The sequence below is a fragment of the Lunatimonas salinarum genome (genome assembly GCF_017811155.1).
GTDB classification, from domain to species: Bacteria; Bacteroidota; Bacteroidia; order Cytophagales; family Cyclobacteriaceae; genus Lunatimonas; species Lunatimonas salinarum.
This window is the reverse complement of record NZ_JACVCV010000013.1, coordinates 143819-168584: the sequence shown is the minus strand read 5'-3', so window position 1 is coordinate 168584 and position 24766 is coordinate 143819. Positions and strand designations below refer to the sequence as shown.

The following is a 24766-nucleotide window of genomic DNA, read 5'->3' as shown; positions in this document are numbered from 1 at the left end:
GGAGATGTTTTTTTTGTTGGGAAATTTAGCCGGGTGCTTACGGCATGCAGCCGGGCTTACGTTAATTTGCCACCAGCCTCATGCAACGGCAATTCCACAAAAAAGGTAGACCCTTTTCCCTCTTCGCTTTCAAACCAGATCCGGCCTCCATGTGCTTTCACTATTTGTTTGGAAATGGCAAGCCCCATCCCATGAGGGGTCTCACCGTCTGTACCGTAGCGTTTGCTATTGGTGAACAGTTCAAACAAGCTGTCCTTCAACTTATCCGGAATGCCTATTCCCTGATCCTGTATGGAAATTACCGCGTGTTCTTTCCGCTGTATCAACGCTATGTGAATAACCCCTCCCTTATGACTGAATTTAATCGCATTCGCAATCAGGTTACTGACCACCCGCCACATTTTTTCCCGGCTGATCATCGCTTTCACGGGAACCGTAGACAGTGTGATCTTTTGCTGCTTTTCATCGGCCTTAAAGCGCAGCAAATCCACGCAGTAGCCTAGCATCCGTTCGAGATCTACTTCCTCCTTCTGCAACCCTTCTGTACCTCTGTTTACCTGCAGCATTTCCGAGACAAGGTTTAATGAGTTGGTGCCGGAAATCTTGATATGTTCGATCAATGTACGGTCTTCTTCATTCCAATTCCCGCTTTCCAACAAAACGTCTGCAATCATGGTCATGCTGCTGATCGGGCTGCGGAGATCGTGCGCCACGATGTGCATCATACGTGAGTTTTCTGCGTGGCTTTGTTCCAACGCACCCAATGCGTCCTGCAATTCAATATTTTGTTCGCTGATTTGGCGATTGATTTTTCGAAACCTCCTCAGGTGATAGGCTACATGAACCAAGAATCCGACCGTAATAGCCAGAAAAACCACCGCCCCTATCAGGTAGACATTTTTCAGTTCATTTTGACGGCTGATCAGTGAAATCTCGTATTGTTGTTCCGTAACCCGGAAAGCCTCCTCCATATCGAGGTACCTGGAGGCCTCTGCCAACCGTTCATTTTCCTCGTATAGTTTCAGGTAGGCACTCAGGTCCTTGTAGGCCATCGCTTCGTCGCCGATTGCATCATAATAAAACCAACGCAACTTGAGAAATCTTGAGAGCACGTCAAAATAGCTGCTGTTTTTGATGGAGATTTGCCCTATCGACTTTTCCAAGTCGTCGATTAAGCCCTTGGCAGCAGCCAGATTTCCACGATCCAAGTAAAGGTTTGCCAGCTTTATTTTGGCCGTCCTGGCATCTGGAATATCGTATTCGGGCCGGTCATTAATCTCAATACTTCGAATTAGTGCCCGCTCGGCATTCTCAAAATCGCCCCGCTTTGCCAACACGCCTCCCAAATTCCCCAACACGACACCCTCTGCAACTTCTAAAAAATGTGCTTCCAACGGCTGGGATTCAATCGGGTAATGCTGGGTTTGCTCCTGAATGAAATCTTTAGCCGCCTGATAATAATACACTGCACTGTCCAGGTCATTCATTTTTTCATAGGAGAGGGCTACGGTGGTCAGGTACTTCTGAGGATCCATTACCTTCACGTTAAAAGACTCTGCATCTCCACATTGACTGACCTCTTCAATCGCCTGTAAAACATACGCAATTGCTGGTTCGTACTGGCGCTGATTGTACTTGAACATCCCTAACTGGTAGGTTAGATCCGCTGTGGTACACAGGGGCAGGTTGTTTCTGGCAAATTCCCTCCCATTATAATAACTCCTAAACGCATCAGCATACCGCTTTTGAGCCTTGAATATATCCCCTTCAATGAAAAAATTTTTGGAAAACTCCACTTTGTAAACCTGTTCTTTTCCCTTCAAGACCAAATCCATGCTATCCTTGTACCTTGCCGCTTGCTCCAAATCAACCTCGTAGTTTATGTAAAAAAGGGCTATATGCAGGTATTTTTCCCAGTGCTCCAGCGTATTTAGGTCTGAAAACGGCTGATACAAGGAGTCTAAATATTCCGGATAATTTGGTAGGCTTCCCGAATTCAGAAGGCGATTGGAGGTGTGATAAAGTTCATAAATCTCAGGCCTTACGGGTTCGTATTCCTCTGGATTACCTTTACAACCAAAAAGAACACTCAGCACCCCAAGAAATAATCCGCTGGCTATAAAAGATTTACGCATTTCCGACGATCAACTTTTGCACGAATAAAAATATTTTTTTAAAAATAACACAAATTTTGAAACCTCCCATCGATCCTCCAAAAATATGATGGGCTGTCCGACCTTTCGAACAGCCCCATTCGTTAAAAACCATCAAAGGGTCCTAATCCCCTTCGCTCATCCACGGAATCCCTTCACTTCACTTCCCATCCCTTTCGGTATTGTCTGCTTAGGTGCTTTTCAGCTTCCGGCAAATTGGCTATCTTCATGTTCTTCGCATCCCATTTCAGTAATTTACCAGGTTCCCGTAGTGCAACCGTTCCAAGAATAATTGCCTCCGTCATAGGTCCTGACTGATTAAAGTGGCTCTCCGTTTGGGTTCTGCCAAGGCAGGCATCCACAAAATGGTGGTAATGGTCCCTTTCCTCCAGTTGAGGTGCCGCCACTTGGCTGAATTTGGATTGCGGGAGCAAGACCGGCATTTTGGTGTGGGGAATAAGTAATGCACCCTCCGTGCCTATCAGCATGGCAGACTCGGCGGGATAATCCGTGACGGAAAACAACGCCCTTACTTCCTCAGGTGGGTAAAATTCACCGTCGAACCATTCAACCTGAAGCTGCTTCTCCGCGGTCATGGCATTTCCGGGAAACATCCAGGTGATGTGATTGGACTGAGGCCAAGTATCTGCCATTCGCTCGGGAGATTGCTGCCAGGAGTCCTGAACCCGGGCCACCACGGAGATAGGATCTTTCAATCCCATTCCTTTCCACACCGCATCAAAGATGTGGCACCCGATATCACCCGACCATCCGGTGCCGAAATCCTGCCAAGCCCGCCACTTGGACGGATGGTAAATCGTAGGAGAATATTCACGCATAGGGGCGGTACCTACCCAAAGGTCCCAGTTCAAATGATCCGGGGCGGGCTCTCCCTGCGCAGGACGGGGCCCTTTATACCGGTATGCCTCCGTTGCACCGGGTCGGTTAGAACAGAGGTAGACGTTTTTGATTTTTCCGATATGTCCTTCTTTGATCCATTGCACGGCCGTACGGTCACCCATTCCGGAAGCATGCTGGGTGCCCAGTTGGCTTACAATGCCCGCCTTGTCGGCCGCGCGGGTCAAGGCACGTACCTCTGCTACGTCGTGGCACATCGGCTTTTGGCAGTACACGTGCTTGCCCAAGCGGATGGACTCATACGAAATGGCAAAGTGGTTGTGGTCCGGCACACTGACGTTGATGGAATCGAAATTTCCCGCTTCCACCCGCAAGAGCTCTCGCCAATCAGTATATGTTTTGGCATTTGGCAACGCTTCTGCCGCCCGTTTGAGATGATTCGCATCTACATCGCAAATCGCAACGATTTCCACGTCGCTGTGGGCCATAAATCGGTTCAAATCATGCCATCCCATGCCCCCGACACCCACAGCTGCGTGCCGCAACTTGTCCTTTCGGCTTGCTGCATTCGTGGGAAGGGACATCAATAAAGGAGGCGTAAGGGCTGCCAAAGCAGCTTGCTGAATAAAACGGCGCCGGGAGGCACCTGCAAAATCGTCGTTCATAGGGCAACTATATTAGGGTTATTTTGAGTAAGCGTACACGTCCATTCAAACAGGTCGAAATCATCACTTCGTTAATCACTTTGGCAACCCTGAATTTAGGTCATCCACGCGACACGAACACAGAAAAACCCATCTAAACGACTGGAATTTAAAAATAAAATTTGGAGAAACCCGCACAAAAACAAAAATAGTCGAACGGCGATTTTACCAACGGCAAAACCTCCGTTCGACTGGAATACTACTTTCCTATAGGGACTTAATGTACATAATCAAGGAGGATACGTCATTTTCCGAAAGCACTCCCAAAAAAGACGGCATCCCTTCGTCGTATCCGGCTACTATTTTTTTGCTGGGCTCAATGATCGATTCCGTGAGGTAGGCGTCATCAGCCAACACCGGTTCCCCATCCTTCACAGGTCTTTCCTTTCCAAAAATGCCCTTCATCCCGGGACCTATACGCCCGTCGTTGTTGCCATCGATCGAATGACAGGCAATACAGTTCATCTTAGCATACAATTGACGGCCATGTTCCAATGAAACAGTTTCCTCCTCTGTCACCGCTGCCAAGGAAAAGTCCGCGTTTTCCAGTATATGCTGTAAATCCAGGGACTTAAAGCCTTCGGCCAGCAGATTTGGTTCTGCCAGGTCGTTTACGGTAAACCACAGCTTGTCATCTAGTGATAGACCGCCCTTGGCACCGATGCGGTACCCAACCTCCATTTGCATGACTTCCGCCATATTCGGCACGACCAAGAAAACAGCCTTTCGGTCTTTGGATAACTCCACTGCCAACACAGGTAGCTGCTCCTCCCCATCTTCCCCATTCAGCTTATAGTGGCCTGAACCATATTTCCCGGTCCTTTTATAGTTCCATCGCTTCACCGTGTAATTGCTGACATCTGTTGCAGACGATTCATCCAATTCGGTCGCAAAACGAATCATTACACCTCCATTTCTTGCTTGGAATTTTTCTGGAAGGTGACTTTCCCTTCCTGTATACCGTAGCCGTAGCATGGCCGTTAAAACGTCGGATTTGTGGCCCCAAAGCGCAAAGCCTGCCAAGTACATGAACCCATCTCCGGGATTGATCTCTGCTTTCATGGTTGGCGCAGGATAGTCGGCATCAATGACCGTAACGGCGCCCTGAAGTGCATTGCCCGTGTCGTCCACCAATACCTGAAACAGCCCCGGACGACCATAAGATAGGTGAACCATCTTTCCGTTCAGTGGCCCCATTTGATCACTGTGCACCCAAACTTGGCTAACACCCGATCGATCCTCCGCATGGGGTATCCAAGTTAAAGGTGGAGTGACCTCTGGGAGTTCCGGTAGATGTGCCGTAGCGGACACCCCGTAGTAGTCGCCCTTATTGATCATCATGATGGGTGTGGACGGCATATGATGTCCCTGCTGATCGGAGCCGGTCAACGTCCCGGTCTTGGGGTCTATACCCAAATATGGCCCCCGAAATCCCGAAGCAATCATCTCCATGTCCCTCCCGTCGGCAGAAACCTTAAAAACCGCCCCACCGTGCTGCGATCCGGCACGGAAACCCATAATAGCTTTGGGAGAAGAAGTCTCCGGCCCCATATCCAGCGCACCGAACTTGGCAATGTAAAAACCTCCCGTAGGATCCTTTACCATATCACTGGCCCATTCCCTCGTTTCTATGGACTGCGCCATGATGTTCGAAAAGTTCTCATAATAATCGGCCTCACCGTCTTTGTTCAGATCATGGAGGCGCACAATACCCTCCTTTCCATAGACATAAATAGCTTTATCCACAACCGAAATCGCCTGGGGTTCGTAAAATCCGGACGCAAACCGCTTCCAGGATAGCCTATTAAGTTTGTCGTTAATGCCCTCCAAAATCCAGACATCTCCATCAAAGGTCACCACGGCTGCCTTGCTTTTGTCAAAAAAATCCAAGTCCACTACCCGCACATTTCGGCTCCATGGATTCGGTACCGGAAGGGTCAAGCGATCGGTTACAAACAATGCGGTATCTGGTGCCAATTCTCCTTTGGTAAGCACTTTTTCCTTCCATCGGGGAGGCGATCCTTTTTTTACGGCAGGTATGGAATGGTCAAACCCATCCATTAGGTTGGCAAATTCCCCGGCTTCTGAATTGGCCCCGCTCCATATGCCTACCCCAAAATCCAAGGTTTCATTTGAGCGGGGAATAGATACGTACAAAAACCGGTCGTCCTTTACGTGAAGGGTTAATCCGTTGGTCTTTCCCGTCAGATGAATTCCGGTAACCCGGCCACCCTCCGCATCGTGATAGATCTTTGCGGTATGCTGCGTGACCTCCGAACTGCTTCCGTTGGTGACCTCTGCCAAGACAACATGTAACTCCTCCGGGTGCGGTTCCAGCTGAAACGATCGGGTAAATACGGTTCGGTTTGCATCCTGTAAGGCACCGGGTTTCTCCAAAATCGGGGTTCCCTTTACCGTATAAGAAAGCACCAGTTCGTCATTGGCCAAATAGTGCCCTTCCCACCTAGCTTCCTTGGCATCCAATGGCCCCCAAGAAGGGGCACCGGGATAGGGATTGGCCGGCCTGGGATCTACGAATTCGGGAGACACTCCTGCCATCCAACCGGGGTACTGACCCGTAGCAAAATGGGGTACTCCAAGAATTCGCGGAATCTTGTTATTTTTATCGTAAAAACTGTTGTAGGAAATCTGTGCCATGGTAACCATAGGCAGAAACTCACCGGTCCAAGCGACGGTCCAGCGCAACATATCGGGATCAAAAGAAGCATAGGCATCGTCGCCAAGTTTTATGGCCAATACCCTTGCGGAGATATTATCCGTTGGAAAACCATCACCCAACTCTCTGGCATCAATCGAGGTAGTAATATACGGAAAATCAGGCTCTACAAAATCCCCAAACGTCACTTGTTCAAAATCAACGTGTGTAATCTCCGGCTCCTCTTGTTTACAGCCTACCGCTAGCAGCGCAACGAAGATCCAGACAATAAATCTGTCTGCGTAAGTACTTGGCAGAAGATGCCACTTGTGAAATAGATTATTGCTTGAAATATGCATTATCAGAGATCATTTTTCGATTAAATCAAAGCAAGTAAGCACCAAATCGGCTAATTTCAAAAAAATTAAGTACGGCAATACGAACAACCAACCGGTTTCCGGCAAAATAAAAATCCCCAAACTGTCGATCCGTTACGGGATTTCATCGAGTGACACCCACTAACCGCCTATTGCCACCCATTGGCCCATTTTTCGGCTTAAACGATCCCAGCGGCATGATGTCTAACATCCAACAAACACATCATAATCCAGCACATCATGAACGCACTACGATCCATTCTTATCTTTGCCGTACTCACTTTTGGCAGTCTAACGAAGAACCATGCCCAGCAGGTACCCCATGAGGTAATCGGCCAGGTTATAGATCACGAAACCCGCGAACCGGTAGGCTTTGCAACCATTGCCCTGATCCGCGCAGAGGACGACTCGTTGGAATCCGGTGCAGTGGCGGATTTGGATGGCGAATTTGCACTTACAGGCATGCAAAATAAGCTCTATCGTCTCAAGATCTCCGTGATGGGATACCAGGAGTTCGTGAGCGAACCGTTTCAGGTATCGGAAGGAAATACACCCTCGCTTACTTCTACTTTTTACTTGGAGCCCACCCAAATCTCGTTGGATGAGGTGGTAATCACGGGGCAGCGGGACCTCTTCGAAGAAAAAGTGGACCGTACCATTTACCATGCCGAAAACGACAAAACACTCCTGGGAGGGGATGCAACAGACGTGATGCGGAGGGTGCCCATGCTTTCAGTCGACATGGATGGCAATGTGTCTATGCGGGGAAGCTCCAATATCTTGGTACTTATAGACGGCAGGCAATCGGCCATCGTCGCGTCCAACGTGGCCGATGCGCTAAAACAACTGCCTGCCGAGGAAATCAAATCAGTGGAAGTCATCACCACTCCTTCTGCCAAATACGATGCAGAAGGTACCGGAGGCGTGATCAATATCATTACCAAGAAAAACAACTTGCAGGGATCCTCTTTGAATATCAATAGCTCTGCGGGCAACAGAAGCTCCACGCTAGGGCTCAATGGTAGCCTCAAACAAGGAAATATGAGCTGGACATTGGGCGGCTTTGGTCGTTCGATGTATAACGTGTTGGGCTCATTCTCCAACGAACAAGTGATAACCCAGCCCAACGGCACCTTGATGAATGTGCTACAACAAGCCAACACCGGCACTGATATGCTGATGGGTAGGTATAATTTGGGATGGGACTTCGAGCTAGATCCTAACCAGTTCCTTTCAACATCCGTCAGTTTTGGCCTGCGAAACCGCGAAAACCTCCAGAAAAGCCTGCTTACTGAAACCTATGTATCGGATGCGTTGATCAACGCTAGCTTAAGAGATGTGGCCACCAATGACCAGGCCAATAACATTGACGCCAATTTCAACTATATCAAAACATTTGATCGCAAGGGGGAAGAATTCAGCTTATCTGCTCTATACAGCGTATCTAATCAACGCAATATGTTTGAAAACAGCCTATATGGTGAGCCCGAAACGGGAATTTTAAGTAGAATTTTAAACAATAACGTCAGCAAAAATGAAGAATTTACGGTGCAGCTGGATTATATAAGGCCACTATCGGAAAACCAAATACTCGAATACGGCGCGAAGAATATCAATCGGCAGGCAGAAAGTGACTTTGCCTACTACACGGCAGAAGGTGTGTCCGGCCCCTATCAGGAGTCTGCCAATCCAAGCAAGTCAAACAACTTTGCTTACAACCAAAACGTAACCGCAGGATATGCTTCCTTTACCACTGATTTTCTTCAGGATTTCTCCTTTAAAGGGGGAGTGCGGTATGAATATACCCACATCAACGCCAACTTTGGTTCCATGGCTCCCGAAAGCGATATCCCCTCCTACGGTGTATGGGTTCCCAGCTTAAATTTGAGTCACAAAATGACCACTGGAGACATGATCAAAGCCGCCTATAACCGAAGGGTACAGCGTCCTTTCCTCAATTTCCTCGATCCAAACCTAAACGCAGCCAATCCGCAACAAGTATCTCAGGGAAACCCGTTGCTACGCCCCGAGTATACAGACAATTGGGAGCTTTCCTACGGCACCTCCTCGAAAGTGGCTACCATTAACTTCACCACCTACTTCAGAAATACCACCGGATCCATCCAACCCATTAGAACGGTAGCGGACAAAGATGTCATCTTCACCACCTTTGAAAACATCGGCTACGAAAAGACGTTCGGATTATCCATCTTTTCCAATGTCAATCTAAGTAGCAAACTGACGGTGAACGGAAGTATAGATGGCTACTATGCCACATTGAACAACGGACTGACCGACCCCTTGTATGCGGCATTCAACTCCGGCTTCGTACTGAGTGGCAGGGGAATGGCCAGCTACCAGCTACCCAACAACTGGCAGATTCAAGCCTTTGGCTTTGCCCGGGGGCAGCAGGTACAGCTACAGGGGCAGGCAGGCGGATTTGCCATATATAACCTGAACATCAACAAACAGTTCAACGATAACCGCGGAAGCATTGGGTTTGGGTTCGAAAACTTCCTGACCAAGGAGTTTACCTTGCAGAACCAACTGGTCACACCTACCATCCTCCAACAAAGCACCGTAGGCATGCAAAATGCAGGGTTTCGCGTCAATTTCACCTACAAAATCGGGAAACTCACCGTAGATAAAAACGCAAAAAAACCAAAATCGGTCACCAACGACGATATAAAGAGCGGCGTAAGCAACAGCTCTTTGGAATAGTTAAAAAAGGTGGGGTGAGCCAACGAACGAAATCGCAGAACCCGCTCAAAAAAAATGCCACCTTTGCGCAAGGTGGCATTTTTTTTAGCTAGGAAGAAATGAGTCGATCAGGCCCGTTGACCCAAGTTGAACTCCTTAAGTTCTTCCTGCTCGATAAACGGCTGGTTTCGCAGTCGCTTACCGGTTGCCCAATAGATTGCATTGGAGATAGCCCCGCCAGTTGGAGGCAGCGCAGGCTCTCCCAACCCGGTGGGATCTATGCCGTTGTCGACAAAGTGGGTTTCAATCTCTGGTATTTCCTTCATGCGGATCAGTCGGTAGCTGTCAAAATTCTTTTGCTCCGCCAGCCCATTTTTGATGGTCATGTTTGTATACATGGCATGGCCCATTCCATCCACCATACCGCCTCTCACTTGTTGGTCCGCACCGGTTGGATTTACCACGATACCGCAATCGGTCACCGCATAGATTTTTTCCAATACGGGATTACCTTGGTTCATGCGTACTTCCGCCACCTGGGCCACATAAGATCGATGTGAGAAATACACGGAAAAGCCTTGAGCCACACCGTTTTTCTTGCCCCATCCCGATTTTTCGGCAGCTAACTCCACAACACCCCTCATTCTGTCTACATCGTAATGGATGCTTCCTACCGGATTATTTTTGGCCCTATCCAGCAATTCCAGACGGAACTGCACCGGATCCTTACCCGCAGCTTCGGCTACTTCATCTATGAAAGACTGCTCCGCAAAGGCGAGGAAATTTGTAATTGGAGCGCGCCAAGCATTTGTGGTAATGTCCGATTTGTAATCAATCGACTCGATGAGCAGGTTGTCCACCGACCCGGAGGGGAAGTTATTTTCACGGGTAGTATTTCCCGCATTGAGACCAACGCCTTTCAGTTTGTAGCCGATCAGGTTGTTATTCGCATCCAAAGCAGCTTCAAAACGATACTTAACAGCGGGACGGTAAGCACCCCCCGTATTGTCATCTTCTCTAGTCCAGATCAACTTCACGGGCGCATTGACCAACTTGGACACGTGCACGGCTTCTTCCACAAAGTCAGCTCGTAACCTTCTTCCAAATCCACCTCCTAGGCGGGTCATTTCCACCGTTACCTTCTCAGGATCTACCCCTGCAATCTCCGCCGCCGCTGCCTTGGCTCTATCGGGCGTTTGCGTAGGGCCAACCAATTCCACGCCATCGGCTTTTACATGAGCAAAAAAGTTCATCGGCTCCATGGGGGAATGTGAAAGGAAGGGACACTGAAATTCACTTTTTATCACTTTGGCAGCGTTTCGAAAGGCAGCATTTACATCCCCATCTTTGCGCATCACCTTGGCATTGCCATTGTTTAGCAAGTCGTCAAAGATCTTGTTGTGCATCTCTGTACTTTCCAATTCTCCCGCTATGGGTTCATATTGCACGTTGAGCAGCCGCCTAGCCTTCATCAAAGGCCAGGTGGAAGTCCCCACCACAGCGACATTTTCGTTAAACGAAACCACATCGGTGATCCCATTTACTGCCTTTGCAGCGTCCGCATCAAATGACTTGAGCTTCATCCCAAAGGGAGGCCGCTGCACCATCGCATGCTTCATGCCGTCCCGATAGATGTCCAGCCCATAGAGCGGCTTCCCGGTAAACATGGCCTTGTTATCGACATTCTTAACCGGCGTACCAATTATCTTGAAGTCTTTGATATTTTTAAGCGGCACATCCTCCGGCACGGTCATGGAAGCCGCTTCGGTTGCCAACTCCCCATATCCCAGTTTCTTTCCGCTATCTTTGTGTATAACTGTTCCAGCATCGGTTGTCAGGCTGCCTACCTCTACCCCTAGTCGATTTGCGGCCGCTTCCAGCAGCATCCGTCTGGCTGTAGCCCCCGCCTTACGCAGGCGCTCCCAAGAATGGGGCATGGCACCTGATCCGCCCGTAACCTGCCGATCGTATTTTTCATTATCCAAGAAGGCCTGCATCACGCGTACCTTTGCCCAATCTGCATCCAATTCTTCAGCTACGATCATGGGGAAGGAAGTCTTGATATTTTGGCCCAACTCCGGATTGGGAGAGAAAATCACCACATGACCATCCGGTGCGATCGATAAAAAGGCATTGTAATTTACCGCCTGAGCCATCAACTCCTCATCTGTTACCACCTGCATTTTGGGTGAATCACAACCGGAGAAATGAAAGCCCAGCAAAAGGCCCCCACCGGCAGTGGCTGCAATTTTCAGGAAATCTCGTCTATTGGTCTTTAGTTGTGTGCTCATGATCGATTGGTTTTAGATGCGGCGAGGAGAACAGCTTCCTTGATTCTGTGGTAAGTGCCACAGCGGCAAATATTGCCATTCATGGCTTCAACGACGTCTGCCTCAGACGGAGATGGATTCTTTTTCAAAAATGCTGCCGCTGTCATGATTTGACCTGCTTGGCAGTAACCGCATTGCGCTACGTCGATTTCTTCCCAAGCCTTTTGCACGGGATGATCCCCACTATCCGATAATCCTTCAATGGTAGTAACCTTCTCAGAGCCTACCGCAGAAACCGGGTAGGAGCAGGACTTAACCGCATTATCGTTTATATGAACCGTACAGGCTCCGCACTGGGAAATGCCACAGGAATACTTGGTGCCTACCAGCCCCAGATGATCCCGAAGTACCCACAACAAGGGGGTGTCTTCGTCCACATCAACCTGGTAGTTCTTTCCGTTGATTTGCAAGTTGTAGTTCGCCATTTTTTAGAATCTATTGTTTAACCAGAAAATTAAAAAATTATCCGATTGTTTTCAAAAAAACATGTGTATTTAACACTAATTTAATTTTAATCTATATTAACAAGGGCGACACCCCTGTACGAAAGCCGTAAATCCGAAACAGAAAAAAAACGAAGACGTAAAAAATGGATAGTATGTTTGAAATCCAGATTTAAATAATTAAATTTTGCTCAGACTTCCAAAGGCTTCAATTTTGTTGATCAAAATCCCGCCATAAGCATAGAAAACTGTTAACTTCATGAGCCGATTTCTACTGATCACCCTGATCGTCATTATTCTGGTACTTGCTGTCCTCTTTGTGGTCCAACCTCAAGTTTTGGAAGGCATTTGGATGTGGTTCGTAGGGTTTGCCGGTTATATCGTACTCTTGTTTCGCCGGGCATCCGAGGGTTTAACGAGCCTTTTTGCAAAATCCGGCGCTCAAGTAAAAGCAAGCGAACCGATGCCTGCGGCGACACCCGCTTCTTCACAGCCCGGACCACCGGCAGCCCCGGCTCTTTCGGACGATCGATTAAAAGATTTAAACGAAAAAATAAGGGTACTGGAAAATCAATTGCACAATCCAACGCAAACGGGACAGCCACTCAATTCCAATACAGTCACCGTGATGCGATACCTGGATGACGGGCAGACGACGTTGGGACTGCTGTTTTTGAAAAACCGCTTCTTTGCCTACACCTTGGAAGATGCGCACCGGGATAGCAAATTGGCCGGAAAAACCCGCATACCGGAGGGGACCTATCCCCTCGAACTCAACCGCGTGGAAACCCCGCTTACCCAACGGTACCGAAACCGGTTTGCATGGTTTGACTATCACATTGAGATCATGCAAATCCCTAACTTCAGTCGGGTATACATCCACATTGGCAACTCCCATGCCGATACGGAGGGGTGCATCCTCATCGCCGACGGCGTAAACGCAGCAGACCCCCAAAAAATGATCACCCACTCCAGACTGGCCTTCGAGCGCTTCTATAAAACACTGCATCCGATGCTCGATCAAGGGGAAAAGCTAACCATTCAAGTGCTGGATGAAGACTGGTTTGACAGGTCCCTCATCCGACAAAAAACAGTATCCCTTGCACTGGGATAGTACCACGTAAAAAAAATTAAACCTTCTCCCTATGTCACCACCAAATCCAGACAACGCCAAACCGCTATTTAAAAACAAACCTTACCTGCTGGTACAGCTTGGTGCCGTAGTGCTAGTCACCATGGTGCTTCTTTTCGGAGTCGTACCTGAATGGCAAGACAAGAACACCAGTTTTGCGGTAACATTGATCTTGCTACTCGCCGTCGGTCTCCTATATGGAATAGCCGCCCGCCACATGAACCCTAGGGCAAAGCACGTAAACCAAAACAACAACCCCTATCACGGCTTTTTCTTCAAAGGAACGGTGGTACTTACGACGCTACTCACAGGTTTTGGCCTGTTGGGGGCGTTTTTTGTATACATCGAGCACCAAAATCTCTTTCAAGCAGTCGGCCTTGCTACTGCGGTCATTTGGATAGCGGTATTTTTAGTATATTTTATGTGGTCCGTTTATTTTTACAATATCAATTATGGCATCACCGATCAAGATTGGGACAGGATCTACGAGCAAACAGAACAAAAACGCAACGGGATTTTCATTCCCGAAACCGAAGATATGGAGGTGCCAAAATACAACCCCTACCGAAGCCAGACCTTTGGCTTACCTCCCGGTACCGTGCGGGGCATGATTGCCTTCACACTACTGATGGGTGGCATGTCTTTGCTTATTACCAGCTTCGGATCTGCCTATACCGGCATGGATGTGGCTTTACTGAGGCAACAATTTGAATTCTTTGAAACGGCCTTTCTGATGATGATCGCCTTCTACTTCGGCGATAGGTCCCTGAAATACGTAAGCAAGCGATGGAGTGACCCCACAGGTAAAGGGCTCGGGGATGATTCCAACGTACAGGATGAGGGCGCCGGTGTAAAACCGCTGACGGGCGCAACGACGCCTCCTGTAGATGACGTAGAAATGGATGACCGGGAGTTTAGACGCGAAAACACCCTTTTTCCGGAACCCCAACCCAATTCAATCACAAATCAACGCCTGCTTCTCTCCGCTTCGTTGGATACCAACTTAGTAGAACAATCCGGCGATGATTTCATTCAATCCAATGACATCGAGCATGCCAAGGTGCTCAGTGACATGGATATCCGCATTGCGTTAGAGGATTTTGAAAACAACACGTCCATTAAACTAAGTCTTCCCGTAGTCAAAGCCGTCATTTCGGTGGAATCTTCCGGCAGGGGTCACCTGGCAGATGGAAGAGCAAAGATTCTTTTTGAGGGACATGTTTTTTGGCGAAATCTGGTAAAATTAGGGGAAGACCCCCATGCCCACCTGAAGGGAAACGAGGATATTCTCTTCGAAAAATGGACCCGTGCGCATTATAAAGGAGGTGCTAGAGAGTACGAAAGACTGGACAAAGCAATTGCCATCCACAAAAAGGCGGCAGTATACGCAGCATCTTGGGGGATGTTCCAAGTGCTCGGGGAGAATTTGGAAGGCAATATCAAGGGCAGGGGCTACAAAGATGTGGACGACTTTATGGAACACCAGCATCAGTCGGAGTATTTTCACCTATTGGACTTCCTGGAGTTTATCCGGACTAAAAAATCCCGCGGTAAAAGACTGGTCGATTACATTTCGGAAGACTTGGACGGTAACTACGATTGGGAGGCATTTGCCTTTGGATACAACGGAAGTGCCTATGCTGTCAGCCAATACCATACCCGAATGAAATCGGCCTACGAAAAACTTAAAGAACAGGGGCTATGAGAACCTGTGGATCGATCCTACTCCCCTACTGCCTCTTTATTTTGATTGGAATTTGGCTACTAGGCTGCCAATCAAACGACAGAGAACTGGTGGTCGGTAAAATTCAGCAGGCCAACGATCTGGTTACCTCGGAATTTGTAGTGGATAAAGTAGTGTTTGGAAAGAAAACCAAAAAGGTGTTCTTCATCCCGGTGAATGAAGCTTCCTTCCTTGCGTACTCTCAGGCAACGATCAAAACTGGAATTGATTTAAGCCGACTCGCTGAAAAGGACATTTCAACCGAAGGCACCAAAATCACGCTGACTTTGCCTCCCATAGAGGTAATCAATTTTTCGTATCCGCCGGAAAGTTTCGTGGAGGACACGCTGATTTCCAACCCAAGCCGGTTTTTGAACAACATTAGCTTGGAAGACCAAGAGGCATTCTTCCGCATGGCTGAAACCGACATTCGCGAAAGCCTCCCTTACCTAGGAATCGTGAAAGCTTCTCAAACGCATACCCGCAAGATGATGCATACCCTGCTGAGGGCGCTGGGTTTTACAGAAATTTACATCCACTTCAGCAGCGACGACCTGCTCCTTCGCCAAGTTGAAATCAATGAACCCGTCGATACGGTAAGGCAGCCATGATACGTCAGATCCTTAAAAGTGCCCGACTGATAATTGAGATTGCTTTGGTGATCGCAATCTTCCTGTTTATTTATTGGTGGAACCCAATGGGACTTTTCGGTGGAAAACTCAAACTGCAACCGACCGCCAATTTGAGTTCACAGGTACGGGAACTGGGTGAGTTGGTTACGGCCGAGTACTATGGCGAGGTGATCTCCAGTATAGAAGAGGCGCAAGTGGATGACCTACTAGAACCCAATCTGTCCGAACATGCCAATGAAGTGATCAGTGAGTTAAGAGAAATGCTAAAGCAGCTCAAAAGCTTTGATGAATTGAACATCGAGCAAATAAATTCCCTGTTGGAGTCGGAAGATCAAGCACTAACCCGGCGCGAAAAACGGCGGCTACTGACGGACGACGTGTCGCGTAGTAACCTGTTGGACCGCTTGCAGTTCCATGGTGATTGGGAGGCCCTGGAATTACTCCCCAAGCATCATGAAGTATTGAACTACCTGTTTGACAAAACCGATCTACGTAAGCGTCCGGTTCAGACCAACCTGAATAACAATCAGCTCAAAGACTTGCTGATATTGCTCTACGAAAAACCGACGGAAATTGACAGATTATGGGACGTAGATGATTTTGTCAGCGCTTATTACCAACGAAGACGAGAGGAAATGCCCAAAAATGACCAGCGGAAGAGGTTGGCGATGATTGGCCGGGGTACGGTAAAGGCAGGGTTCGATCTGCAAGAACTTACTCCCAATATGTTTTTTATCAACGAAGTGTCCAAAGAACTTCATTTTTTCGGACTAAACACAAAGATCTTGGATGCAGATATCAACCCGTGGTTCATTCCGGAAAAAGGAGTGCCCGGATTTGATATCCTCACGTATAACGGACGGGTGAATTTTAAAGATGCAAAGAAGGTCAAGGAATACGCCATTCAAAAACTAGAGACGAACGCGCTAAACGCCCGCATTTTGGAAAGTGCGGAAAAATTTGGCGGAGAGTCCTTGATGCAATTATTCAGCCTGATGACCGGAAAGGAAATCAATCAGGTGTTTTTTCATAACGACAGGTTTATTCAGTTAAGCCAACAAATTATGAAGGACCGGTTTATCAACTACGAAGAAGCGATGCTATTTGAAAGCACCCTGCGTACCGAATTGAAAATCATCGATTCTCTTCAAAACAGTTCCGAAAACCGCTTCAACAATCAACAGTTGGGAAACAAAAAGTGGGAAATTGCCAACCGGTTAACGAAAGAAATCCAAACCTACCCGTTTGAAAACGACGGGTGCCGATACGGGTATTTCTCCACTTGGGCATATGGTTTGTCTCATCGTGGGCTGATCGATTCTGTTGCGCAGGACTCCATCAGACAGCTGAGAGCGGCGTTAAAAGCAAGGCCAGTGCTGCCTGATTCCCTCTTTATGCTATGGGCAGAAAGAGACTCGTTGTTTTTGATGGACCAGTTTAACCAAGCAATGCAGTTTATGATGGTGGCTAACACCCCCGTGGGTACCACAAAGACAATCGAATACCCTTCTGACAACATTGACAGTGCAGCCGTGAATACCCTGCGAGCAACCGTGATATCCCAAACGGCCGAAAGATCCGTGTTTGAGTACATTCAGGCATCGGACGTTGATAGCGTATTTCTTTTACAAAACCTCTTCCCGTTCCGCTATCTCCCCACCGAATGGGAATCAATGGCAGATAAACGGATCCGAACCTTGAGCGATACACAGGACGATTCCTCCCTTTCGGGTGTTGGCACTTCTTCCTTTTTGTTCACTACACAAACGAGCAACGGCCCCTGGAAATTGATACCCATTCCTTTCGATCGCTTGGTCAATCCTTTCCTTTTTAAGCAGCTACCAAGAGGCCTGCTCTGTTTAGAGGGAGACCTATGCGTGGTAAATTCGGTCGGGGCTCTGCCGAATAACCCACCGATTTCGAAGGAGGTGGCCGGTATTTCATCCAATCAAAGTCAGGAACTGGCACTATTCCTAAATCACCTGATAAATACGCAGGAAGAACGCGCAGGTAAAGGCCCCATAACCCGGGCCAACCGATGGTTTTCTGAAAAACTTGAAAATGCAGGCGCTATAAGGCAACGCCTTCCCAACACGCCTTCACCATAAAAAACCGATACAGACAAGACCTCCGTTGAAAAAAAATTTAGCTTCCTACTGCATAGCATTATTGCATATTTATACGTAAATAGTGGCTCATTTTCAACAAGCCAATAGTATTTTATCCATGTTGTATACATCAGGTCGCTTTCTTCACTTTATTTTAGTGATAATGCTTTTTTTGATCAAACCATTGATACTATTGGGTCAGATACCCGCTTCAGACAGCCTATATACACAATCCTACCAGGAAATACGTTCCTTTTTTCCGGAAGTCCATACGGGATCTCAATATGCACGATCCCAAACCTCCATTGCCGGCCACCCTTATTTTGGGAACAACGCCATGGAGTTTGGCAATATTGATATACAAGGATTCAAATTTTCACGCATACCCCTTCAGTTTGACATCTACGATGAAATCTTGGTAACCTTGACTCCGGCCAAAGGGCAGCGTACCATATTGAATCCGCTTCGGATACAGGCATTCACCCTGGCAGATGGCAGTAGATTTGTCAAAAAAGACCAAGTGCCTGAGTTTTCCTTTCACCGAAAGGGGTTCTATCGGGAAATTAGTGTGGGCAAACAAGGGCTATATTGCAAACATTACAAAGAAATAAAAAAAGACAGTTCTCCTTTGAACCCTTACCTTTCCTACCTGGAAGTAACACGCTATTTTATAGAAAAAGAGAATCGCATGCACCTTATTCGGCGAAAAAAAGACGCTTATGGCGTGTTATCGCTCAATCGGAAGGAAATACGCCCCCAGTTGCGGGAATCCAAACTCTCCTTTAAAAGGAACAAAGAAGCCTACCTGTTGCTATTGGTTTCTACCGCTGACCGCCGTTCCAACTAGCCATGAAACATTTATTCCTCACAATAAGCTATTTGCTTATCGGCGCAATTTCGGCTTGGTCGCAGCATTCAGAAGGTGACCCAATCAGCGGTATCTTCCCTGGCGTAACCTTCGAGCGCTTTGCCCAAATGGTAGAAGATCGAACTTCCTATCGCTTTTACTTCAAAACATCCGATGTCGCCGTAATAGAAATTAACCTGACTGCCAATGGCAACCGCTTGGATGAAATATTGGGGACGGTTTTTTCTGGCACAGACCTGAAATATAGCATAGACGGGGCCAAACGGGTATACATCAGTAAAGGAATGGCACTGCAAACGTCATTTCCAAAAACTTTCTTCCAACGGGATCAGGCAGCAGCATCTGCTTCCGAAATCCTTATCGGAAATAGCGAACAAGATAGGCTATTCGCCAAGAATAAGCTTTGGGATATCGGTGATGCCGAGGCTTCGTTTAGTGTCCTTCAGGCGCGGTTGAGAGGTACCGTAAAAAGCTCCGAATCCGGTTCTCCCATCATTGGTGCCATCGTATATGCGGCCGGACTGGAAAGCCGGGGAATAACGGATGAAAACGGCAAATACGAGTTAGTCTTACCCAAGGGTCGCCACACCTTGATCTTCCAAAACTTCGGTGCCTATCAGGAACAACGACAAGTGAACCTGTTGGGAGACGGTACATTGGATGTGTTCATGGACGACAACATTATTTCGCTCACCGAAGTGACGGTCACTTCGCAACGGTCCGCCAACATTGAGCGTCCGGAGATGGGGTTGGAGCGCATCACCGTACAATCAATGAAAAAAATTCCGGCGGTGTTGGGGGAGGTGGATGTACTGAAGGCGATTCTGACACTTCCCGGGGTAAAAACAGTAGGAGAAGCCAGTGTTGGCTTTAACGTGCGTGGCGGCGCAGCCGATCAAAACCTCGTCCTATTTAATCAGGCTACGGTTTATAACCCATCCCACTTATTTGGCTTATTTTCTGCATTCAACGCTGACATGATCGAAAGCGTAGACCTCTACAAGGCGGGCATTCCGGTTCAGTATGGTGGCAGGCTATCTTCCGTTTTGGATGTAAAGGCCAAATACGGCAACCGGGAAAAAATCGAGGGTGGCGGTGGGATTGGCCCCATGACCGGCAGGATGTACCTGGAAGGGCCACTCGGCAGGAGCACCACTTTCGCCGCTGGAATCCGGACCACCTACTCCAATTGGCTATTTGGTCTACTGGACGAAGGTTCTGAGTTCAGGGATAGCCGGGCCTCCTTTGCAGATCTGAACCTAAACCTAAGCCATAAAATAAACGAGAAAAACGAACTAAGGCTGGCATCTTACGGCAGTGAAGACAGCTTTCGTTTTGATAGTGACACCACTTTCCGCTACCAAAACCGCCACATCAACCTGAGTTGGATAAGCTATATCAATGAAAAGGTGGAGGCCGAATTTACTGTTGGCCACGATAACTACGGCTTTCAAATAGATGGAAACTTGGATTCGTTAAATGCCTTTGATTTTGGGTTCCAGATGAACCAATCCCACTGGAGAAACCACTTCACTTACGCACTTTCGGATAAACACAAGCTTTCCTTTGGCATGAACCATGTACTTTACCGGCTTTCTGCCGGCACCTTGGATGCAAGAGGTGAAAATTCACTGGTCATACCAAGGCGAGTGGAGCCCGAACGGGCGTTGGAGAGCGCCGTCTACTTGGGCGATGAATTTGAGATTAACCCCCAATGGCTGATTAGTTATGGACTCAGGTATGTGGTGTACAATTACCTCGGTCCAAAAGCAGTAAACCGCTACGTTTCCGGATTAATCCGCTCGGACGCTACCATGGAAGGAACGGCTATATATGGGCCCGGCGATATCGCCCAAACCTACCACGGGCCGGAAGTGCGGCTTTCAGCTAGGTACTCCATAGACAACATGACCTCCATTAAGGTGGGCTATAATACAAGTCGGCAATTCATCCATATGTTGAGCAATACGGCTGCCATCTCCCCTACCGATACCTGGAAATTGAGTGATCCAAATATCGCACCGCAATTTGGCGAACAGGCCTCTCTTGGTTTTTTCAAGAATTTGAAAAACAACAGCATAGAAACCTCCGTGGAGGTGTACTACCGGCGCATGCGCAACCTCTTGGACTTCGGCAGCGGTGCCACCTTGATCCTCAACGAAGCCATTGAGCAAGACATACTCAATACCAGTGGCAAGGCATATGGAGTGGAGCTGATGGCCAAAAAGACCGTGGGCAAATTAAATGGATGGGTTAGCTACACCTATTCCAGATCCCTGCTGCAAACTTCCGCCGGAGAGTTGGCAGAAAGCATCAATCAGGGACGGTTTTATCCCAGCAATTTCGACCAACCACACGACGTGATGATGGCGGCAAACGTTGAGTTTACAAAACGCATCAATACTTCGCTAAACGCTAATTACAGCACGGGAAGACCCATTACGCTGCCCATTGCCAAATTCCAATACGGCGGCTCAGATCGGGTATTTTATTCAGACCGAAACGAACACCGCATCCCGGACTATTTTCGGGTAGATTTGTCGGTCAATATCGAAGGAAACCACCGGATACGAAAGCTGGCACATGCATCTTGGTCCTTGGGCATCTACAATGTGTTGGGCCGCAGCAACCCCTACTCGGTATACTTTGCTCCGGTGAACGGCATTTTGCAGGGCTACCAGCTTTCAATCTTTGCACGACCGATTCCATTTATTACCTATAACTTTAAGTTTTAAGCCAATGAACAACCACAAAATCGGTATTCTGGCAGTTTTTATAGTCATTTTACTCGGCCCTTTAGCTTGTAGGGAGTTTTATGAACCGGAAGTCACGGACATAGATCACCGGTATTTGGTGGTGGAAGGTTATTTGGAGACGGACGGCGGGATCAGCGAAATCAGCTTAACCCAAACGCAGCCTATCTACTCTACCGAGGGAAACCGTCCCGTAAATGAGGCAAACGTACAAGTGGAAAGCAGAAAATCAGGCACTTGGCATATGAATTTAACCGGATCGGGAATATACACCCTCGAGGCAGCCTTGCCAGTAGATGATACCTACCGTGTGAGGATTCAGACCCCTTTTGGGGAATATTTGTCAGAAGAGATTTTCCCGGTCGCTACTTCGGATGACCTCGAACTAGGGTATACCGGAAGGCCCGGCTACGTAAGCATCCATGCGTCAACCACCGGTAGCGAGCAGTCTAAATTCTTCATCTGGGAGTTTGAAGAGGACTGGGAGTTCAGGAGCCCCTATCCAAATTACTATTACTTCGACGAAGCTTCCATGACGATTATGAACACCCCATTTGACGAAATCGTGGAAAGATGCTACCAGAGCTTCCAGTCATCCAACATCATTTTGGAATCATCCGAGCGATTTCAGAATCAGCGCATCAGCCGAAAGGAAATTCAACGAATCGATACGCTGTCCGAAAAATTGGGCGAGCGCTATTCCATCTTGGTAAGGCAGCGAGGATTGCAGCGGGAGGCCTTTGAATTTTGGGATGCTATGCGGAAAAACTCGGATGAAATTGGGGGCATTTTTAGCCCCTTGCCATCGATGATCGGCACCAATATACAGAGCGTCTCCAGTCCGGGAGAATCGGTGATCGGTTACATCAGTGCCGGAAATACGGTCGAAAAAAGGATGTACATAGACAAGCGGGAACTGGACGGGTGGGCATCCCGAATCGATGATTACCAGTTTTGCCCGCTTGACACGGTCACCCCGTTGGCTTATGAAATTAGCTACATTATTGGAGAAATGGTTCCTGTCTTCCCGCTATGTGAAGGAGCCGTGTGCGTCACTTACCTCGCTTCTACTAAAAACTGTACCGACTGCCGACTAAGGGGCAGTCAGTATCCACCGGACTTCTGGGAACCATTTGATCATTCAGTCGATAGATAGGCTTTAGCACAGATTACGATGAGATATTCAGTCATACTAGGAACTTTCCTGACATTTTTCACTGTCGCCTACCTTCAAGGCCAACAGCAACTGCCGGTATTCGCAGAAGAGGTTATCCCATTCACTTCAGATGGGTATGTCATGCCGGGGGAGCACCTTTGGGTGGAAGCAAGGGTAAATTACCAAGGGAACGCGAGCCCTTCAAAAGTATTATACATCGAATTGATCAATCGTGAAGGAGTACCTGTTATTCAAGAAATGGCGCGGCTTGAGGAGGGACGAGCCATGGCCTACCTGGTGATTAGCGAAAACATCCCCTCCGATTATTACCTTCTGCGTGCCTACACAAAAGTGAGTCCTTACTTCTCCCCTGAAAAGGGCGTCCACCATCAGCTAATCGGCATCATCAATCCAGCCTTCCCACCCAAACTTCCTTCTCCTGCCCCTAGGCTTCAGGCACCGTCTATCCAAGAGCGTCATCAGCCATTTCCATTCGATGGCATATCAGACGGACAGGTAATTGGAACAAACCAAAAAATAAACCTGACGATGACGAGTCCCGAACATTCGGACCTAACCGTGGCGATCAGTTATGTAGGCGACCTTCCCGATATTATGCCGCTGTCCAGCTCGGAGTTATATGACCGTAGCCAACCGCTACCCACTCCCCAGCCGGAGATTTTTGGCCACTTGATTCACGGACGAGCGCTTCGATTTCCGATAGACACCACCGAGACCTATTACCTTTCCGCCCATGGACTAGACTCGAAATTAATGATAAGCAAACCTTTAGCGGACGGTAGCCTTTTTTTTGAATCTGCAGAATTTTTACACTATGACTTTGTGATTGTACAGACTGAGAATCAGGAAAGCCAACTCGATTTTGTATTGGAATCGCCCTTTTGGCCTGTAAAGCCAAAGAAGACGTTTCAGCTACCGGAACTGGTACTACCGGAAACACTACTGCCCACACTGCAAGACCGTTATTTGGCCAACCAAACCAGTCGCTATTACTTTCCACCAATCACCAATGTACCGGACACACTCCCTCCGTTTCTCGTAGAGGATTATGCTTACCGATTAGATGACTATAACCGATTTGAGGACATGGCTACCGTGATCAGGGAATACGTACCAACGGTTTTGGTTCGGCGGGAAAATCGAAAGACTGTATTCAAAAATGTAAACAAGCCCGCTTCGGAGGTTTTTCAGCGAAATCCGCTAATTCTAATTGATGCGATGCCCGTTTTTGACAACGATGCCTTTGCTGAATTTAACCCATCGGGAATTCAAAAAATGGAAATTGTAAACCGTCAGTTTTATTTGGACCACAAAGAATTCGAGGGGGTTATCAATCTGACCTCTTTTGCGAATGATTTTGGCAAGTTTGATCTTCCGAAAAATGCCTTGTTTATTGCCTACAAAGGGATTCAGATTCCCAAAAACCACGAATCAGGGTGGATAAAAAGTGAGGAAAGCAGACTTGCAGACCTGCGGCCGCTTCTGTATTGGGGCGGGATGGGGAACCAATCCTCGTTAGAAATAACCGCAGGGATGCTGAAGGGGAAATTTAAAATACGTTATATCAATTGGACTGACCCGCTAACTCAAACTGGAAGCAGGACAATCATCGTAAACTGAAAAGCTACATGCCCATAATAATCTGTAGGGAAAGCTTGTCCTCCACCTGAATCAGGCCTCCAAACTTCTTGGGAGGTGCCAGATCCAACACACCAAAAGACAAATCTACTTCTCCCACCAGCTGATTGTCCTGATGCTTAAATACCACATCATTCAAAAAGAGTTCCTTTCCTGCCAAATTAACGGCAAGATCGCTTAAAAAACCTTCCCTACCCCGATTTAGTGACTGCACGGTAACCATGCAAAAGGGAAATTGGTCTGCTTTGATGGTTGTTTTGAAGTCCTTGTTCAATAAAAAATTACCACAGCCAAAATCCTTTACTGGGATAACAAAATCCAGCTGCCTGGCCTTGGGTAAATCTCCAGTATAAAGCGTATCGCTTAGCGCTTCGTTTCCATAGGAACACTCGAATTTGCCGATAGAGGTGATTCCCGCTACACGGATCTCCTTCTCTTTGATGACAAACAGCTCTTCCCTGTTTGTATTGGCCATCAGCAGCATCCCACAGAACAAAAACCAAGCGATACGCAT

15 protein-coding genes are annotated in these 24766 nt (G+C 47.8%); 9 read left to right on the top strand and 6 right to left on the bottom strand.

Annotated elements, in window-relative coordinates; translation table 11 throughout:
* Window positions 1-56 precede the first annotated feature (56 nt).
* The 3 genes from IAQ59_RS16105 to IAQ59_RS16095 all read right to left on the bottom strand — a co-directional run bounded on the left by IAQ59_RS16105 (window position 57) and on the right by IAQ59_RS16095 (window position 6730).
* The gene (locus IAQ59_RS16105) at window positions 57-2135 is read right to left on the bottom strand and encodes a tetratricopeptide repeat-containing sensor histidine kinase (protein ID WP_209331858.1); all 2079 of its coding nucleotides are present in this window, start codon (window positions 2133-2135) and stop codon (window positions 57-59) included.
* Between the two features lie 173 nt (window positions 2136-2308).
* Window positions 2309-3676: a Gfo/Idh/MocA family protein gene (locus IAQ59_RS16100; RefSeq protein WP_209331857.1), complete on the bottom strand. Its 1368-nt coding sequence runs from the start codon at window positions 3674-3676 to the stop codon at window positions 2309-2311.
* Window positions 3677-3922: 246 nt separating this feature from the next.
* Window positions 3923-6730, bottom strand: a complete 2808-nt coding sequence (locus tag IAQ59_RS16095) for a c-type cytochrome (RefSeq protein WP_209331856.1) — start codon at window positions 6728-6730, stop codon at window positions 3923-3925.
* 258 nt (window positions 6731-6988) lie between these two features.
* Here IAQ59_RS16095 and IAQ59_RS16090 point away from each other — a divergent pair, with 258 nt between their 5' ends.
* Complete coding sequence (locus IAQ59_RS16090; RefSeq protein WP_209331855.1) at window positions 6989-9469, top strand: TonB-dependent receptor domain-containing protein; 2481 nt, start codon at window positions 6989-6991, stop codon at window positions 9467-9469.
* A 107-nt stretch (window positions 9470-9576) separates the two neighbouring features.
* Here the strand turns inward: IAQ59_RS16090 and IAQ59_RS16085 are convergent, their stop codons facing one another.
* Window positions 9577-11739: a xanthine dehydrogenase family protein molybdopterin-binding subunit gene (locus IAQ59_RS16085; RefSeq protein ID WP_209331854.1), complete on the bottom strand. Its 2163-nt coding sequence runs from the start codon at window positions 11737-11739 to the stop codon at window positions 9577-9579.
* Entirely contained in the window at window positions 11736-12203 is a 468-nt protein-coding gene (locus tag IAQ59_RS16080; RefSeq protein WP_209331853.1) for a (2Fe-2S)-binding protein, read from the bottom strand. Before IAQ59_RS16080 ends, IAQ59_RS16085 begins: the two co-directional genes overlap by 4 nt.
* 277 nt (window positions 12204-12480) lie before the next feature.
* On the opposite strand from IAQ59_RS16080, the gene IAQ59_RS16075 reads away from it, so the two are divergent.
* The 8 genes from IAQ59_RS16075 to IAQ59_RS16040 all read left to right on the top strand — a co-directional run bounded on the left by IAQ59_RS16075 (window position 12481) and on the right by IAQ59_RS16040 (window position 24234).
* Window positions 12481-13335, top strand: a complete 855-nt coding sequence (locus tag IAQ59_RS16075) for a DUF5675 family protein (protein ID WP_209331852.1) — start codon at window positions 12481-12483, stop codon at window positions 13333-13335.
* 31 nt (window positions 13336-13366) lie between these two features.
* The gene (locus IAQ59_RS16070) at window positions 13367-15058 is read left to right on the top strand and encodes an N-acetylmuramidase family protein (protein ID WP_209331851.1); all 1692 of its coding nucleotides are present in this window, start codon (window positions 13367-13369) and stop codon (window positions 15056-15058) included.
* Window positions 15055-15687: a DUF4230 domain-containing protein gene (locus IAQ59_RS16065; RefSeq protein ID WP_209331850.1), complete on the top strand. Its 633-nt coding sequence runs from the start codon at window positions 15055-15057 to the stop codon at window positions 15685-15687. The genes IAQ59_RS16070 and IAQ59_RS16065 overlap by 4 nt, the downstream gene beginning before the upstream one ends.
* Complete coding sequence (locus tag IAQ59_RS16060; RefSeq protein WP_209331849.1) at window positions 15684-17816, top strand: DUF4230 domain-containing protein; 2133 nt, start codon at window positions 15684-15686, stop codon at window positions 17814-17816. The genes IAQ59_RS16065 and IAQ59_RS16060 overlap by 4 nt, the downstream gene beginning before the upstream one ends.
* Before the next feature lie 163 nt (window positions 17817-17979).
* Window positions 17980-18663: a hypothetical protein gene (locus IAQ59_RS16055; protein ID WP_209331848.1), complete on the top strand. Its 684-nt coding sequence runs from the start codon at window positions 17980-17982 to the stop codon at window positions 18661-18663.
* Between the two features lie 2 nt (window positions 18664-18665).
* A complete protein-coding gene (locus IAQ59_RS16050) occupies window positions 18666-21419 on the top strand; it encodes a TonB-dependent receptor (protein WP_209331847.1) in 2754 nt (917 codons plus the stop codon).
* Between the two features lie 4 nt (window positions 21420-21423).
* Entirely contained in the window at window positions 21424-22593 is a 1170-nt protein-coding gene (locus IAQ59_RS16045; RefSeq protein WP_209331846.1) for a DUF4249 domain-containing protein, read from the top strand.
* An 18-nt stretch (window positions 22594-22611) separates the two neighbouring features.
* Window positions 22612-24234: a hypothetical protein gene (locus tag IAQ59_RS16040; protein WP_209331845.1), complete on the top strand. Its 1623-nt coding sequence runs from the start codon at window positions 22612-22614 to the stop codon at window positions 24232-24234.
* A gap of 4 nt (window positions 24235-24238) precedes the next feature.
* Here IAQ59_RS16040 and IAQ59_RS16035 read toward each other — a convergent pair whose 3' ends face one another.
* Entirely contained in the window at window positions 24239-24766 is a 528-nt protein-coding gene (locus tag IAQ59_RS16035) for a hypothetical protein (protein WP_209331844.1), read from the bottom strand.